Raw genomic sequence first — 15042 nt, forward strand, 5'->3', positions numbered from 1 at the left:
TGTCTGCGCCGTGGCACTCATTGCGGCACCCGATCCATGATGGTGTAGCGTTCGAGTTCCTCGATCGGCTCCCAGGTGCCGGCCTCGGCGAAGGCAACCGCGCCGTCGATCTCGGCGGCGACGGCCGTTTCGATTCCGGCGATTTCGTCGGGATGCATCAGGTTGTTCTGTTCCAGCCAGGCTCGCAGCCGGGTGATCGGGTCGCGCTTCCGCCACGCCTCGATCTCCTGCTTGCTGCGGTAGAGCTGGGCGTCGAACATGGAATGCGCGCGGAACCGGTAGGTCTGGCATTCCAGCAGGTACGGCCTGCCAGTTTTGCGTATGTCCTCGATCGCCTGCCGCGCGGCGATCTCCACCGCGACCACGTCCATGCCGTCCACCACCGCGCTGCTGATGGCATAGGCGGCGGCCTTGCGGGCGATGTGCGTCTCGGCCTCGGCGCGTTCCACGGCCATGCCCATGGCGTACAGGTTGTTCTCGCACACGAACAACACCGGCAACTGCCACAGCGACGCCAGGTTCATGCTTTCGTGGAAGGACCCCTCGTCCACCGCGCCGTCGCCGAAGAAGCAGGCGGTGATGGTATCCTTGCCAAGCATCCTGTCGCCCAGCGCGACGCCCGCGGCCAGCGGCAGGCCGCCGCCAACGATGGCGTTGCCGCCGTAGAACCGCATCGCCCGGTCGAACACGTGCATCGAGCCGCCACGGCCGCGACAGCATCCCTCCTGCTTGCCGTACAGCTCCGCCATCAGCGCCGGCATGGCGATACCGCGCGCCAATGCCTGGCCGTGCTCGCGATAGGTGGCGACGACGGCGTCCTGCGGGCGCAGCGCCTCGATCACGCCGACGGAGACGGCTTCCTCGCCGTCGTAGAGGTGCATGAAGCCGCGGATCTTTTCGGTGGTGTACAGTTCGAAGCACTTCTCCTCGAACCGCCGGATGCGCAGCATCGCCATCAGCAGGCGGCGGATATGCGCATGATCCAGATGCACCTTGCCGGTCATCGCAGGTCGCTTTCCAGTGTCGAGAGGTCGCCTTCCGGCAGCCCGAGTTCGCGCGCCTTCAGCAACCGGCGCATGATCTTGCCGCTGCGGGTGCGCGGCAGGGTGGCGGCGAAATCGATCTCCTTCGGCGCGACGACGGCGCCGAGGCGCTTGCGGGCGTGGCCGAGCAGGTCGCGGCGCAGCGCCTCGGACGGCGCGAATCCCGGCTTCAGCGCGACGAACGCCTTGACGATCTCGCCGGCCATCGGGTCGGGCTTGCCGATGACGCCGGCCTCGGCGACAGCGGAATGTTCCAGCAGCGCACTTTCGACCTCGAACGGGCCGATCAGGTGGCCGGAGGTCTTGATGACGTCGTCGGCGCGGCCAACGAACCAGTAGTAGCCTTCGGAATCGCGCATCGCCAGGTCGCCGGTCAGGTACCACGGGCCGGCGAAGCATTTGCGGTAGCGCTCCTCCTCGTGCAGGTAGCCGCGCATCATCGACGGCCAGCCGGCCTTGAGGGCGAGTTCGCCCTCGACCATCGGGTCGTCCACGATCATGAAGCTGCCGCCGGGGTCGCGCTGCACGATGGCCGCCTCGATGCCCGGCAGCGGCTTGCCCATCGAGCCGGGCTTGACGTCCATCGACGCGAAGTTGGCGATCATGATGCCGCCCGTTTCGGTCTGCCACCAGTTGTCGTGGAACGGCCGGCCGAACGCCTGCTGGCCCCAGACCACGGCTTCGGGGTTCAGCGGCTCGCCGACGCTGGCCATGAAGCGCAGCGCCGACAGGTCGTAGCCGCGCACCGCCTCGGCGCCGAGCTTCATCATCATGCGGATGGCCGTGGGCGCGGTGTACCAGACGCTGACGCGCTCGTTCTGCAGGATGCCGTACCAGGTGGCGGCGTCGAACTCCGCCTCGGCCACCACGCTGGTGACGCCGTTGGTCAGCGGCGCGATGATGCCGTAGCTGGTGCCGGTGACCCAGCCGGGGTCCGCGGTGCACCAGAAGACGTCGGCGTCGTGCAGGTCCAGCGCGCAACGGCCGGTGACGGTGTGCGTCACCACCGCCTCGTGCACGTGGATGGCGCCCTTGGGGCGGCCGGTCGTGCCGCTGGTGAAATGCAGCAGCGCGCGGTCCTCCGGGTCGGTCGGCGGAATGGTGAAGTCGGGGCTTTGGCCGTCCACCAGGCGCCGCCAGTCCAGTGTGCCGGCGGCGGGCGCCTCGCCGGCTTCGGGCACGACGATCACGTGCTCCAGCTTCGGCAGGCTGCCGCGCAGCGGGGCGATCTTGCGGCGGTACAGCGACGCGGTGGTCACCAGCACGCGGCCCTCACCGATGGTCAGGCGGGTCGCCAGCGGTTCCGGCCCGAACGCCGAGAACAGCGGCGAAACGACGCACTTCGCCTTCAGCGCGCCGAGCAGGGCGATGATGAGTTCCGGAATGCGGCCGGACAGCACGAACACGCTGTCGCCGGCCTGCACGCCCAGCCCGCTCAGGGCGTTGGCGAAGCGGTTGGTCGCCGCCTTCAGGTCCCGGTAGGTGAAGGCCCGCCGCTCGCCGGAGCGTCCGAGCCAGCGGATCGCGTCGCGGTCCGCGCGGGGCCCCGGGACATGGCGGTCGACCGCCTCATGCGCGATGTTGAGGCCGCGTCCGCCCGGCAGGCCATCAAGCAGGCCGCGCGCGCCCTCCCAGCTGAAGGTGCGGCGGGCGGCGGCGTAATCGGGCATGTTGGCGGGCACGGCTGACGGGTCGTGCGGCTTGATGATCCGCGGATAGCGATCCGCCAGGGCGGCGCGACCTTCCGGTGCGGACACGGTGGTTTCCCTTTTCCCAGCAAGCCTTGCATGCATAGGACGGGAGAAGGTGGTGCGTGTTGATGAATATCATTGTGGCAACGGAATGTAAGCGGGGTCTGGCGGCGGCGCGCCATGATGGCGCCATGCATTGTGGGATCATCGGTCCGGACCGCTGGGATCCGTCCCTGATTCACAATGAACGCCGCGACCGGGTCCGGCTGCGCCAGCGCGGCAAGGGCAAGAATTCCGCGTTCAGACGGCGAGGTCACGCCGCTCTGTTTCATTGCGGTCTTAACCAGGGCGGGAGGTGCCGTGAGGCTGATGTGCGCCGTGCGTTACCCGTCCGGAAGCCCGGCCCCCCTGGCACGTTCAAAGGAAACCGGGTGCGCGGGCCTGGCACCGGATGGCGCGGAAGCCAGCCTGGAACCGGCGCAGCGTCGCGTGCGGAGGGCGGCAGGCGGGTCCGCTGTTGTGAAAATGCGGTCGCCCCAGCTTCCTGGAGACGACGTACCGCACCCTCTCCGCTTCTTCATGTCAAAAGCGCCCGTCAAAAGCCTGCGGGGCCGGACGCGCGGAATTGGCGTGATCGTTGCACTGCCAACCGGCACTTCCGGCCGCCGGGCCGTTGCGGTCACCCCTCCAGGGTAAAGCCGACCTTCAGGGTCACCTGGTAGTGGCGGGTCTTGCCGTCCTCGATCTCGCCCCGCATCTGGGTCACCTCGAACCAGCGCAGGTGACGGATCGTCTTGGCGGCGCGGGTGATCGCGTTCTCGATCGCGGCCGCGTGGCTGACTTCCGACGAGCCGGCGATCTCGATGACGCGATAGATGTGATCGGTCATGGGCGTATCCCCCTTGTTGTGGTTGCCCTGCCATCCTAACGCGCAAAGCCCAGCCGGAGTCCACCCGGCCGGGTGCCGGTCGTGCCGCCTAGGCCGGCGCGCCGGGGCTGCGCGGCAAGCCGATGTGCCGCTCACGCAGCCGCCAGGCGGCGACCAGCAGGGTGATGCCGAAGAAGATCGCGTAGAACCCCAGCCACCATGCCACCACCACGGCGCCGATCATCGGCGCGGCCGCCAGCAGCAGGCCCCAGACCAGCGAGACGATGCCGCCGAGCGCCAGCCACCAGCGCCCGTGGCTGGCATGCAGCCGGAAAGCGGCGACAAGCTCCAGCACGCCGGTGATCAGCGCCCAGGCCGCCAGCAGGATGACGAAGGCCCAGACCGCCACGGCGGGCATGGCCAGGGCGATCAGCCCCATGATGATGCTCAGCACCGCCTCCCACAGCAGCGGGCCCCACCGCACCCCGGCCTTGGCGGCCCGCCAGGTCACCACCAGTTCGATGACCCCGTCGGCCAGCAGGTAGGCGCCGAACAGCAGGGCCAGGGACAGCAGGGCCGCCCCAGGGGCCGCCAGCGCGACCAACCCGAACAGCACGGCGATCACGCCGCGCAACGCGACCGTCCACCAGTGCCGTGCGAGCATCCCGTTCATCGGGTCCAGGTCCCCGAGCACCCCCAGGGGTCCGTATTGTTGAGGCGTGCCGTTGGCCATGCTGTCCTCCTGTCTCCTGTTGTTGGCGCCCCCTGCGCGCCGGCCGTGCGGGGCTTCGCCCTGGCGGGCCGGCCAGGGGGCGGTCCTAGGCGCCGGTGCCGGATGGCGGCGTCTCGGTCTGCGGCTGTGACGACGTGCCGCGGACTTCGATCTTCCGCCGCTGCTCCCGCTCCTTCGGCTTCGGTACGGCAATGGTAAGCACACCGTTCTCGAAGCTGGCGTTCACTTCATCCGGATTGACCTGGAACGGCAGTTGCAGGCTGCGCTGGAACACGCCGTAGGCGCGTTCGGTGAAGTGGGTGTTCTCGCGCTCGTCCTTGCGTTCCACTTTCTTTTCGGCGCGCAGGGTCAGCACGCCGTCGTCCAGCGCGACCTCGATATCCTGCTCCTTCACGCCGGGGAGTTCGGCGATGATGCGGACGTCGTTCTCGGTTTCGGTGACTTCCACCCGCGGCGACAGCAGGCCGCGCACCGGCTCGGGCGCCTGCGGGAACAGGTTGCCTTCGGGGCCGAACACGTCCTCGAACAAGCGGTTCATCTGCCGCTGCAGGACGGTGAACGGCGAGGTGCCCATGCCGCGATCGACCAGCGAGCCGGGACGGAATTGTTGAATCGGGTTGTACGCCATGTCTGAACTGCTCCTGTTGCTTCCAGGTCGGTGATTGTGCCACCGGGACAGTTGTTTCAGAGATGAGGATGGACGCCGGTCTGCCCGGCGTCCACTCAATTATATGGGTGAGCCGGCGGTGACTTGCGAGTCCGTAAAACTGCGTAGCCGCCATTCCCGGCCGCGGCGCCGGCCTGTCACCGGCGCCACTCGGAACAGTTCGCTTTATCAGCCTCCTAGCGGCCGCCTGCCGGCTTGCTGGACCGGGGCAGAAACGGCATCAGCGACATTGCCTGTACATCAATCACCCGCAGCGCCGGGGTGGGCGCCATGGATTTGGCCCTTGTTATCCGGAGTGCCCGGCCGCGTTCGCGCCGTCGCGGCCTAATGCCTTCTCTGCGTGCTCTGCGCCCCGCTCTGCGCGCTCTGCGTTGAATCGCGGTGGTGGGGCGCCACCGGCGTTCAGGGTTGGGCGTCTTACCGGCGACGCCGTTCTTTGTTGCGGCACCGCATTTTTGCAACGCAGAGATCGCAGAGCGGGGCGCAGAGCACGCAGAGAAGCAATTCGGACGCCCTGCGGGCGCGGTGGCTGTGCGTTGAACGCCGTATGGCCAGAACAATGAAGGCCGTATCCGTAAGACAGCGGCGGCCGTTGCCATCCCCTCATGCCGGGCAGCCGGGACAAGCCCATACGGCATGCACACATTCTGGAAACGACTGCAAAACCAGGCGCTCGCCTGGTGCCCGGGACCGTTGCCGCTCTGTCGCGGCGGCGCGTTTGGCTGGCAAGCGGCCGACCGAAGGTGCGCAGGGCCGCGTCGCCGTGGCGTCGCTCCCACATCCGGCGTGGGGCATCCTGCCCATTGGGATGGGGTGGGGGCGGGTTTGCCACCGCAATCAAGTGGACACGGAGTTCCACGGTGTTTGCACGGAGTTTCACGGAGGATGTGGATATTGCGCTTCGCGCGAAGCGCCTGAAATCATCGGATGCCGCCACAGGGGCGACCATGTTGGGGACGCCCCGGATGACTCCGTGAAACTCCGTGCAAACCCCGTGGAACTCCGTGTTCGCTTGATTGCCGTCGGTGAAACCGGCACGGGCCGTGACAGTGTGACGCATGGCTGCAGCGGACCGTTTCCGTAATCTGTGCATCCCGTGGGGACGCGCCCGGGCCAGGCTCCGGTCCGGCATTCACGCCTGGCGACGTTGAAGCCGCGGAAGGGCCTGCATGCCACAGGCGCTAAAATGGCGGGACCGGCGGCACGGGCGTTGCCACAACGTCATGGTGGGCCTGCGGTCGCCATGACGACGGAGCAGTCGCGCACCGGCCGTGCCCCTATATTGCGCCCACCCCGACGTGGCCGGAACCCGCCGGGCCGCCTGCCCTGCCATTCTCCGCCCAGACGGCGACGTCGCCGCGCCCGCGTGATCCCGCTTTTCGCCACAGGCCCGCACGGGCTAGCATGGGGCCGCCAGGCGTGGAGGAATTCTGCATGAACAAGGTCGCGGCCGTCACCGGGGCGGCATCGGGTATTGGCGAGGCGGCGACCCGCCGGCTGCTGCAGGCCGGCTGGACCGTCTATGGCCTCGATCTCCAGGCCGAGCGGCTGGAGGCGATGGAGGACGAACTGTCCCGCTACCAGGACCATTTCCGCCCGATCATCTGCGACGTCGCCGACAGTTCCAGCGTCGGCGTCGCCTTCGCCGGCCTCGGCTCCGGCCTGAACGCGCTGGTCTGCTGCGCCGGGGTGCTGCGCACCGGGCTGCTGGAGGACATGCCGATCGAGGACTTCGACCTGGTGATGAACACCAACCTGCGGGGGACGTTCCTGTGCGCGCAGCGGGCGCTGCCGCTGCTGCGCGCCTCGGCCTCGCCCGAGGACCCGTCGCGCGTGGTGCTGCTGTCCTCGATCGCGGCGCTGCGGCCGAAGGTGGTCAGCGGCGCCTATGCGGCATCGAAGGCGGGGGTCAGCCAGTTGTGCCGGGTGATGGCGGTGGAATGGGCGGCGTCTGGCGTGCTGGTCAACGCTCTGGCGCCCGGGACGGTGGACACGCCGATGGTGCGCGCCGTGGCGGATGACGACAAGGGCTACCGGCCGTCGGGCGCCTCGCCGCTGGGCCGCATCGCGCAGCCGGACGACATCGTGGACGTCATCATGTTCCTGCTGTCGGACGCGGCACGCTATGTCACCGGCACGACCATCCCGGTCGACGGCGGCACCCAGGCAGCGTTCGTGCCCCCGGGGGACCGCTGATGGGAGGGCTACGGCAGACCGCCGGCAGGTTGGGATGCAGGGTCGCCGCCATGACGATGAAGGAACGCCGCCGTCGGCCCGCCTCACCCTTCGTGCGGTTTGCCATGACAGGCATGCCGATGCTGCGGCGGCTCGCCTTGCTGCTCCTGCTGGCGCTGCCGGCCCTGGCCTTGCCGGCCCTGGCGCGGGCGGAACAGCGCGTCGTCAATGTCTACAACTGGACCGACTACGTCGATCCCGCGGTGCTGGCGCAGTTCACCCGGGAAACCGGCATCAACGTCCGCTACGACGTGTTCGACAGCCTGGAGACGCTGGAGGCGAAGCTGCTCGCCGGCCACTCCGGCTACGACGTCGTGGTGCCGACCAGCGAGCCGACGTTCTCGCGGCTGATCCGCGCCGGGGCGCTGGCCGAGATCGACCGGGCCAAGGTGCCGAACTGGAGCAACCTCGATCCGGCGCTGATGCAGCGGGTGGCGGAGTCCGATCCCGGCAACCGCCACGGGGCGATCTACCTGTGGGGCTCCACCGGCCTGGGGTTCAACCCGGACCGCATCCACGCGCTGGCGCCGGACGCGCCGCTGGATTCGTGGGCGCTGCTGCTCGATCCGGCCTGGGCGAAGCGGCTGGCGCCGTGCGGCATCATCATGATGGATTCGGCGATCGACGTGTTCCCCTCGGTGCTGCACTATCTCGGCCGCTCGCCCGACAGCGGCGCGCCGGCGGACATCGCAGCGGCGGAGAAGGCGCTGATGGCGATCCGGCCGTATATCCGGCAGTTCGCCAGCGGCGGCGCACTGGAGGCGCTGGCGACCGGGCAGGCCTGTCTGGCGCTCGACTACTCCGGCGACGTGGTGCAGGCCCGGGCGCGGGCGAAGCAGGCGGGGAACGGCGTCACCGTGCGCTATGTCGCGCCGAAGGAGGGCGCGCAGATCGGCTTCGACATGCTGGCGATCCCGACCGACGCGCCGGACAAGCCCGAGGCCCTGGCGCTGATCAACTTCCTGCTGCGGCCGGCGATCATGGCGCGGATCACCGACGCCACGCATTATCCCAACGCCATTCCCGCCACCCGCAAGCTGGTGGACCCGGCCCTGCTGAACGACCCGAACGTGTTCCCGCCCGAGGCCGAGATGCGGCGCTTCTTCACCGTCCACGCCACCACGCCCGCCGCCGATCGGCTGCGGACGCGGGCATGGTCGCGGTTCAAGGCGGGTGGCTGACGGCGAGTTCCGCGCCATGGCTGCGACCAACGGCCAGGCGCAGCCGGACCGGACCGCGTTGCTGGGCGTCAGCGGCCTGACCGTCCGCTACGGTCCGGCCGTGGCGCTCGATGACCTGGACCTGACGGTGCGGCGGGACGAGCTGTTCGTGCTGCTGGGCGCCTCGGGGTCCGGCAAGACGACGCTGCTGCGGGCGCTGGCGGGGTTCTTGCGGCCTGACGCCGGGCGGATCGTGCTGAACGGCACCGACATGACCGCGCTGCCGCCGCACCGCCGGCCGGTCAACACCATGTTCCAGTCCTACGCGCTGTTCCCGCACATGAGCGTCGCCGCCAATATCGGCTTCGGCCTGCGCCAGCAGGGCGTGTCGCGCGCCGAGACGAAGCGGCGGGTGGCGGCGATGCTGGCGCTGGTGCGGCTGCAGGACTACGGCAGCCGCCGCCCGTCGGAGCTGTCCGGCGGCCAGCAGCAGCGGGTGGCGCTGGCGCGCAGCCTGGCGCCTCACCCGGCGCTGCTGCTGCTGGACGAGCCGCTGTCGGCGCTGGACGAGGCGCTGCGGATGGAGACCCGCGCGGACCTGGTGCGGCTGCGGCGGGAACTCGGCATCAGCTTCGTCCTGGTCACCCACGACCAGGAAGAGGCGCTGGAAATGGCCGATCGGCTGGGGGTGATGCAAGGCGGGCGGATGGTGCAGATCGGCACGCCGGCGGACCTGTATGAGCATCCGGCGAACCGGTTCGTCGCCTCGTTCCTGGGCGGCGCCAACCTGCTGCCTTGCGTGGTCGCCGCCGATAGCGTGTCGGTCGGGCTGCCGGGGCTGGGCGCATGCGTCCATGCCGAGCGGCCCGGCTCGCCGGGACCGGGGCTACTGGCGCTGCGGCCGGAGCGGCTGCGGCTGGATGGCGCGGGGCAGGCCAACGGGCTGGACGGCGTTGTCGGCGATCGCACCTATGCCGGGGATGCCCTGTCGGTCACGGTCCGGCTGGCGGACGGGTCGGCGCTGCGGGTGAAGCAGTCGCTGGCGGATGGGCTGGCCTCGGCCCGGCAGGAGCCCGGCACGGCGGTGCGCGTCGGCTGGCAGCCTGATGCCTGCATCCTGTTGCCGGAATGATGCCCGGCGGTTGGCCCCCTGCCCTTTCGTCACGGCCGTGGTCCCTATCGTCATGGCCGGGCGTGTCCCCATGCGTATCAGGATAAGCTGTCGGTTGGAGAAGGATTTGGCGGCGCGCGCCGTTCCCACATCGTCATGGCCCGGCTTGTCCGGGCCACCTATTCCAGCACGTGTGCCGCGACAGGTGGCCCGGACAAGCCGGGCCATGACGAAAGGGAAACGCCGCGGCGGACCGTTTCCGAGATGTGTGCATTGCGTAGGGACAAGCCGGGCCATGACGATTGGGGAAAGGCCGTTCTCCGGCTACCACATTATCCTGATATGCACGGGGACACGCCCGGCCATGATGGCAGCGCAACGCCCCGGCACGCGGGCACCTTAGCATGAGATGGTCCCTCGCCCTGCCCGTGGCCTGGCTGCTTCTGCTGCTGGTGGCGCCGCTGGCGATCGTCGCGATGATCGCGCTGGCGCAGCCGGCGGACAGCATCCCGCCGTACAGCCTGGGCTTCAGCCTGGACAACCTGACAATGGTCGCGACCGACCCGCTCTACCGCGACGCGCTGCTGCGCAGCGTGCGGGTGGCGGGGCTGTCCACCGTGGCGTGCCTGCTGGCGGGCTTCCCGATGGCGCTGGCGATCGCCCGTGCCGCGCCGCGCTGGCAGAACCCGCTGCTGCTGGCGGTGATGCTGCCGTTCTGGACCGGCTTCCTGATGCGCATCAACGCCTGGATCGGCCTGCTGGCGGATAATGGCTGGATCGCGCGGCTGGCGGGGACTCACATGCTGTACACCGATGCCGCGATGTATATCGGCATCGTCTACACCTACCTGCCGTTCATGGTGCTGCCGATCTACGCGCGGCTGTCGCGGCTGGACCCGGCGCTGATGGAGGCGGCGGCGGACCTGGGGGCGCCGCCGTGGCGGGTGTTCCTGCGCATCATCCTGCCGCTGTCGCTGCCCGGCGTCGCCGCCGGCGCCGCGCTGGTGTTCGTGCCGGCGATCGGGGAATACGTGATACCGGCGCTGCTCGGCGGGCCGCAGGCGCAACTGATCGGCCGGGTGCTGTGGGACGAGTTCTTCGCCAACCGCGACTGGCCGACGGCGGCCTCGGTGGCGGTGTGGCTGCTGCTGGTGCTGGTGGCGGTGCCGGCGGTGGCGGCGCGGGTTACCGGGCGGTTGCGTGCGGCCCGGACGCGCTGAGGCCGCGGGCGCGGGCGGTTCGCCGGGATGGCGGCTGCCGGCGTAACCAGCCGCGCCGTGCGTTGTCCGCCGTGAGGTTTCGGCTTGCCCCTGGCCTGGCCAGTCGTTGCGTGGAAGTATCGGGATGGCCGGCATTGTTCAAAGCGCCGTCAGCCTGACCGGAAGCGGCGACCTTGTCGCCGCATTTGTCATCCATGCCGTCAGCCGCTTCGATTTGTGTAAAAGCAGAGATGAACGTGGCCGTTGCCCCACCGCGACCGCAGGTCGCAATAAATTCTTCTCTGCGCGCCCTGCGCCCCGCTCTGCGATCTCTGCGTCGAATCGCGGTGGTTGCGGCGCCACCGGCGTTTGGGTTGGGCGACATACTGGCAACGCCGGATTTTGTTGCGGCACCGCATTTTCAACGCAGAGCGCGCAGAGCGGGGCGCAGAGTGCGCAGAGTTGGGATCAGGGCGGCCTGCGGTCGCGTTCGATTTGCATCAATCGCGCGCCTTTCACCAGAGGCAGCCCAGCCGAAATTATATTGCTTGCAAGTGACGATAAGGCGACCTCTCCTTCCGGTGTGCAGCCCCTTCCACCAGCCAGGACAGCCGCGATATCGACGCCGCAACGACCTCGGGTTTCCAGCCCGGCACGGACCTGCGCAATAATCGACGGCTCGGGGCATGGCGATCCGGTCAGGCCGTCATCCGCCCCCACACAGGGAGGAAAACCATGAGCATCGTTGGACAGGTCGAAAGCCTGTGGCGCTATCCGGTCAAGAGCATGCGCGGCGAACCGCTGCGGCAGGCCTATATCGGCTACGCCGGGGTGTACGGCGACCGCCTGTATGCCTTCCACAGCACCACCGCTCGCCCCGCGCTACCCTACCTGACCGGACGCGTGCTGGAGGCGATGCTGCTCTACCAGCCAAGGTTCCGCTATCCGGACAAGGCGGCGCATCCGCCGAACCTGGCCGAGGCCCACTCGCTGCCGCCCGGTGCCGCTCCGGTCTATGCCGGCCCGGCCGATCTGGCGGTGGATGTCGAAACGCCGGACGGCGACCTGCTGGCCATCGACAGCCCCGCCCTGGCCGATCGGCTTGGCGCCGGCGGCGACGCGGTTGGGACGCTGACGTTACTGCGGTCCGACCGCGCCATGACGGACTGCCGCCCGGTCTCGCTGATTTCGGCCCAGACCGTCGCCGCCCTGGGCCGGGAGACCGGCGTGGCGCTGGACCGGCGCCGGTTCCGCGCCAATATTTGCCTCGATCTCGGCGGCGCCGCGGGCTTCGCGGAAGACGCGCTGCTGGGCCGCTCGCTGCAGATCGGCGGCCGGGTGGTTGTTACGGTGGTCGAGCGCGATCCGCGCTGCAAGATGATCACGCTCGATCCCGACACGGCGCAGCCGAGCCCCGAGGTGCTGCGCACCGTGGCCCGGGCGCATGACGGCAAGGCCGGCGTGTATGCCGCCGTGCTGGTCGACGGCACCATCCGCCCGGGCGACGCGGTCAGGCTGCTGACGTAACATCGCCTGTTCCGGCAGCGAGACAGCGGCCGCCATGACGACGCCGGCGCGCTGTCGCCCGGTCCCGGCTATCTGCCCTGGCCAACCATTGCGCGGCTGAGGAACGCCGAGCCGGACAGGCCGAAGCGCCACGGCGTCTCAACCCCCTTGGTGATGCCGATGCGGCGCCCCACGCTGACCGCCACCGCGGCCGATCGGCCGTGCAGAGCGAACGGCGGGCTGTGCAGCGGATGGCCGTCGAGCGCGGCGGTGATCCCCAGCGCCTGGCACAGCCGCCCGGGGCCGTTGCACAGCTTGCGGATGTCGGACGTGCCGCGGCGTTGCTGCATGACCTCGATGCCTGCCACCGGCTGCAGCGCCCGGATCAGCACCGCGCTGCCCGGCTCGAGGCCGCAGACCATGTTCAGGCACCAGTGAATGCCGTAGGAGCGATAGACATAGGCGCATCCCGGCGGCCCGAACATCGCGGCGTTGCGGCTGGTGCGGCCGCGGAAGCTGTGCGAGGCGGGGTCCTCGTGGTCGTAGGCTTCCGTCTCGACCACGATGCCGCCGGCGCCGTCCACCAGCAGGGTGACGCCGATCAGCGCCGGCGCGACGTCGCGGGCCGGGCGGCGGAAGAACGTCTCGGACAGGGCGTGGCCGAACGGCATGGCCGGGCGATTGCACCCTGCGCCGCCCCGGCCGGTCAAGCGGGGCATCCGTCCGCCCGGCGCGCGGTGCCACGCGACCGCTTGACGCCGCTCCCGGCACCGGCACGATGCGCGCCCCATCACGCCGCGGGGCCCGCCATGTTGACGCAGATCTACGAGATTTCCAGCCCCGAGGAGGCCCGGGTGATCTCGGCCATCGGCGTCGATCACGTCGGCATCCTTGTCGGCAACGGCGAATTCCCGCGCGAGCAGCCGGTGGCCGCCGCCGCGACGATCGCCGCCGCCATTGCGCCGCCGGCGAAATTCTCCGCGCTGTTCCTGACCGCCGACACCGGCCTGGTCGAAGCCTGGGCGCGGGCGCTGCGCCCCGCCATCATCCACCTCGGCGCCAGCCCGGACCTGCTGGGGCCGGCGGCGACGGCGGCGCTGAAGCGGGCCCTGCCCGGCTGCGCGATCATGCGCAGCGTGCCGGTCTCGGACGAGGCCAGCCTGGCGATCGCCCGCAGCTATGACGGGATCGCCGACTGGCTGCTGCTCGACAGCCACCGCCCGCAGGACCGCCAGATCGGCGCGCTGGGCGTCACGCATGACTGGCGCATCAGCCGGCGCATCGTCGAGGCGGTCGGGGTGCCGGTGATTCTCGCCGGCGGCCTGGGGCCCGGCAACGTCGCCGAGGCGATCCAAGCGGTGCGCCCCGCCGGGGTGGATTCCAAGACCCGGACCGACCAGGACGGCTCGCACGCCAAGGATATCGAGCGGGTGCGCCGGTTCCACGCGGCCGCGCGGGCGGCGGTGGCTTGACTGCGAGCCGCGGTCAGGACGAGGCGCGCGGTCGCCGCCATGACGACAGGGCCAACCTCCGTTCAATCGTGCCGGTTGGCCTGGTTGACGAGCGTTTGCAATTGCGCTTCGGACAGCGCCCCCGGCGCGGTAGCGGCGCCGATCACTAGGCTTGGCGTGCCCGGGAAGCCAAGCCGCCGGGCGTCGCCCTGGTTCTGGCGGAGCTGTGCCTCGATGTCGCGCTCGTGGGCCGCCAGGTCGCGGGCGAGCCGCGGCATGTCGATCCCGGCCTGTGCGAGCGCGGTGCGCATCATTGGCTCGTTCATGCTGGCTGGCAGCGCCATCAGGGCGTCGTGCGCGGGGAGGTATTTGCCCTGCCACTGCGCGGCCAGGGCCCAGCGGGCCGCCGTGACCGAGATACCGCCCATGATCGGCCACTCCTTGAACACCACGCGCACGCGATTATCTTTTGCCGTCAACGATTCGAGCCGTGGCTGCATCATCCGGCAGGCGGGGCACCGATAGTCGAAAAACTCGACGACCGTCATGGCGCCCGCCGGATTGCCGGCGGTGGGAAGGTTCGGGTCCGAGACCACCTGCTGCGCGAGGGCGGGCGATATCTGCGTCACGGGGACCGGAGGTCCGCCCAGCAGCCGCGGTCCGTAATGATAGGCCAGTGTGCCGCCGATGACTGCCAGAACGACAATCGCGGCGGCGATTGATCCATAACGGGGCACGCTTTGCTTCACAGTCTGTCTCCACTCGTGGCCACGGTCGTCGGATGGCCGGCATTGCTCCGGAACCGCGACAAAACATACGCGTGGCGGTTCAAAGGCAGAAATGACAAAAAATCGTTGTCCGTAGCGATCCTCCAGGCGGACCGGGACGTGCCGGGCCGCAGCGGGCGTCATGGCCCGGCGGCTGTTGCCGTTCCGTCCTGCCTGGCCGTGCTATACGGTTCCCGGGAAGCATTGTCGGTTTCATCACTCGTCAGGCCGCGCAGGCCACACCAGCAGTTGCGGGAAGACGGCCAGAGTTTCCCGGGCGCCGTATGACAGGCCGCCGCCCGGCCGAACGGGGACGGGTGCCCCGCGGTATCTTGGCGTCTTGGCGTTGACAGGGACCGCGCAGCCGCTCCTGGCGGTGATGGGTGCGCAACACCGGCGGCCGGTGGGGATGGTCGCACCAATGAAACGCCAAGACGCCAAGTTCATGGCCAGCAATCCGCCGCCTGCCGCGATCGAGGGCATGATACCAACGGCCCCGACCGTTGACTCGTCTGTGACTTGGAGCGACGCGGCGGTCCGTGATTCGCAGGCGTCTCCAAGACAGGGAGACAGCGATGACCGTAGCGATCACCGGCCAGGATCTCTCAGCC

At 69.5% G+C, this 15042-nt stretch carries 13 protein-coding genes; 6 read left to right on the forward strand and 7 right to left on the reverse strand.

Annotated features, from left to right (window positions below):
- Positions 1–17 precede the first annotated feature (17 nt).
- The 5 genes from pdhA to CCS01_RS05880 form a co-directional block, all read right to left on the reverse strand.
- Positions 18–1004 (reverse strand): pyruvate dehydrogenase (acetyl-transferring) E1 component subunit alpha, encoded by a 987-nt coding sequence (pdhA, locus tag CCS01_RS05860; RefSeq protein ID WP_104517893.1) that lies wholly within the window; start codon positions 1002–1004, stop codon positions 18–20.
- Positions 1001–2800: an acetate--CoA ligase gene (gene acsA, locus CCS01_RS05865; protein ID WP_239992013.1), complete on the reverse strand. Its 1800-nt coding sequence runs from the start codon at positions 2798–2800 to the stop codon at positions 1001–1003. Before acsA ends, pdhA begins: the two co-directional genes overlap by 4 nt.
- 613 nt (positions 2801–3413) lie before the next feature.
- Positions 3414–3623 (reverse strand): dodecin, encoded by a 210-nt coding sequence (locus tag CCS01_RS05870; RefSeq protein ID WP_104517895.1) that lies wholly within the window; start codon positions 3621–3623, stop codon positions 3414–3416.
- 88 nt (positions 3624–3711) lie between these two features.
- Entirely contained in the window at positions 3712–4335 is a 624-nt protein-coding gene (locus CCS01_RS05875) for an HdeD family acid-resistance protein (protein WP_239992014.1), read from the reverse strand.
- Between the two features lie 85 nt (positions 4336–4420).
- Positions 4421–4963 (reverse strand): Hsp20/alpha crystallin family protein, encoded by a 543-nt coding sequence (locus tag CCS01_RS05880; RefSeq protein ID WP_204848155.1) that lies wholly within the window; start codon positions 4961–4963, stop codon positions 4421–4423.
- A 1473-nt stretch (positions 4964–6436) separates the two neighbouring features.
- On the opposite strand from CCS01_RS05880, the gene CCS01_RS05885 reads away from it, so the two are divergent.
- The 5 genes from CCS01_RS05885 (at position 6437) to CCS01_RS05905 (ending at position 12234) form a co-directional block, all read left to right on the forward strand.
- Positions 6437–7198 (forward strand): SDR family NAD(P)-dependent oxidoreductase, encoded by a 762-nt coding sequence (locus CCS01_RS05885; protein WP_158258248.1) that lies wholly within the window; start codon positions 6437–6439, stop codon positions 7196–7198.
- Between the two features lie 104 nt (positions 7199–7302).
- Positions 7303–8418 (forward strand): polyamine ABC transporter substrate-binding protein, encoded by a 1116-nt coding sequence (locus CCS01_RS05890; protein ID WP_104517906.1) that lies wholly within the window; start codon positions 7303–7305, stop codon positions 8416–8418.
- A 16-nt stretch (positions 8419–8434) separates the two neighbouring features.
- Positions 8435–9529, forward strand: a complete 1095-nt coding sequence (locus CCS01_RS05895) for an ABC transporter ATP-binding protein (protein WP_104517907.1) — start codon at positions 8435–8437, stop codon at positions 9527–9529.
- Positions 9530–9912: 383 nt separating this feature from the next.
- Positions 9913–10728, forward strand: coding sequence for an ABC transporter permease (locus CCS01_RS05900; RefSeq protein ID WP_104517897.1), 816 nt, complete (start codon positions 9913–9915; stop codon positions 10726–10728).
- A gap of 714 nt (positions 10729–11442) precedes the next feature.
- Positions 11443–12234, forward strand: coding sequence for an MOSC domain-containing protein (locus tag CCS01_RS05905; RefSeq protein ID WP_104517898.1), 792 nt, complete (start codon positions 11443–11445; stop codon positions 12232–12234).
- A gap of 68 nt (positions 12235–12302) precedes the next feature.
- Here the strand turns inward: CCS01_RS05905 and CCS01_RS05910 are convergent, their stop codons facing one another.
- Entirely contained in the window at positions 12303–12884 is a 582-nt protein-coding gene (locus CCS01_RS05910) for a DNA-3-methyladenine glycosylase (protein WP_104517899.1), read from the reverse strand.
- A 138-nt stretch (positions 12885–13022) separates the two neighbouring features.
- On the opposite strand from CCS01_RS05910, the gene CCS01_RS05915 reads away from it, so the two are divergent.
- Positions 13023–13685, forward strand: a complete 663-nt coding sequence (locus CCS01_RS05915; RefSeq protein WP_104517900.1) for a phosphoribosylanthranilate isomerase — start codon at positions 13023–13025, stop codon at positions 13683–13685.
- Positions 13686–13747: 62 nt separating this feature from the next.
- Here CCS01_RS05915 and CCS01_RS05920 read toward each other — a convergent pair whose 3' ends face one another.
- The gene (locus CCS01_RS05920) at positions 13748–14413 is read right to left on the reverse strand and encodes a DsbA family protein (protein WP_158258249.1); all 666 of its coding nucleotides are present in this window, start codon (positions 14411–14413) and stop codon (positions 13748–13750) included.
- Positions 14414–15042 lie beyond the last annotated feature (629 nt).

Origin of the sequence: Rhodopila globiformis (genome assembly GCF_002937115.1) — a bacterium.
Classification (GTDB): domain Bacteria; phylum Pseudomonadota; class Alphaproteobacteria; order Acetobacterales; family Acetobacteraceae; genus Rhodopila; species Rhodopila globiformis.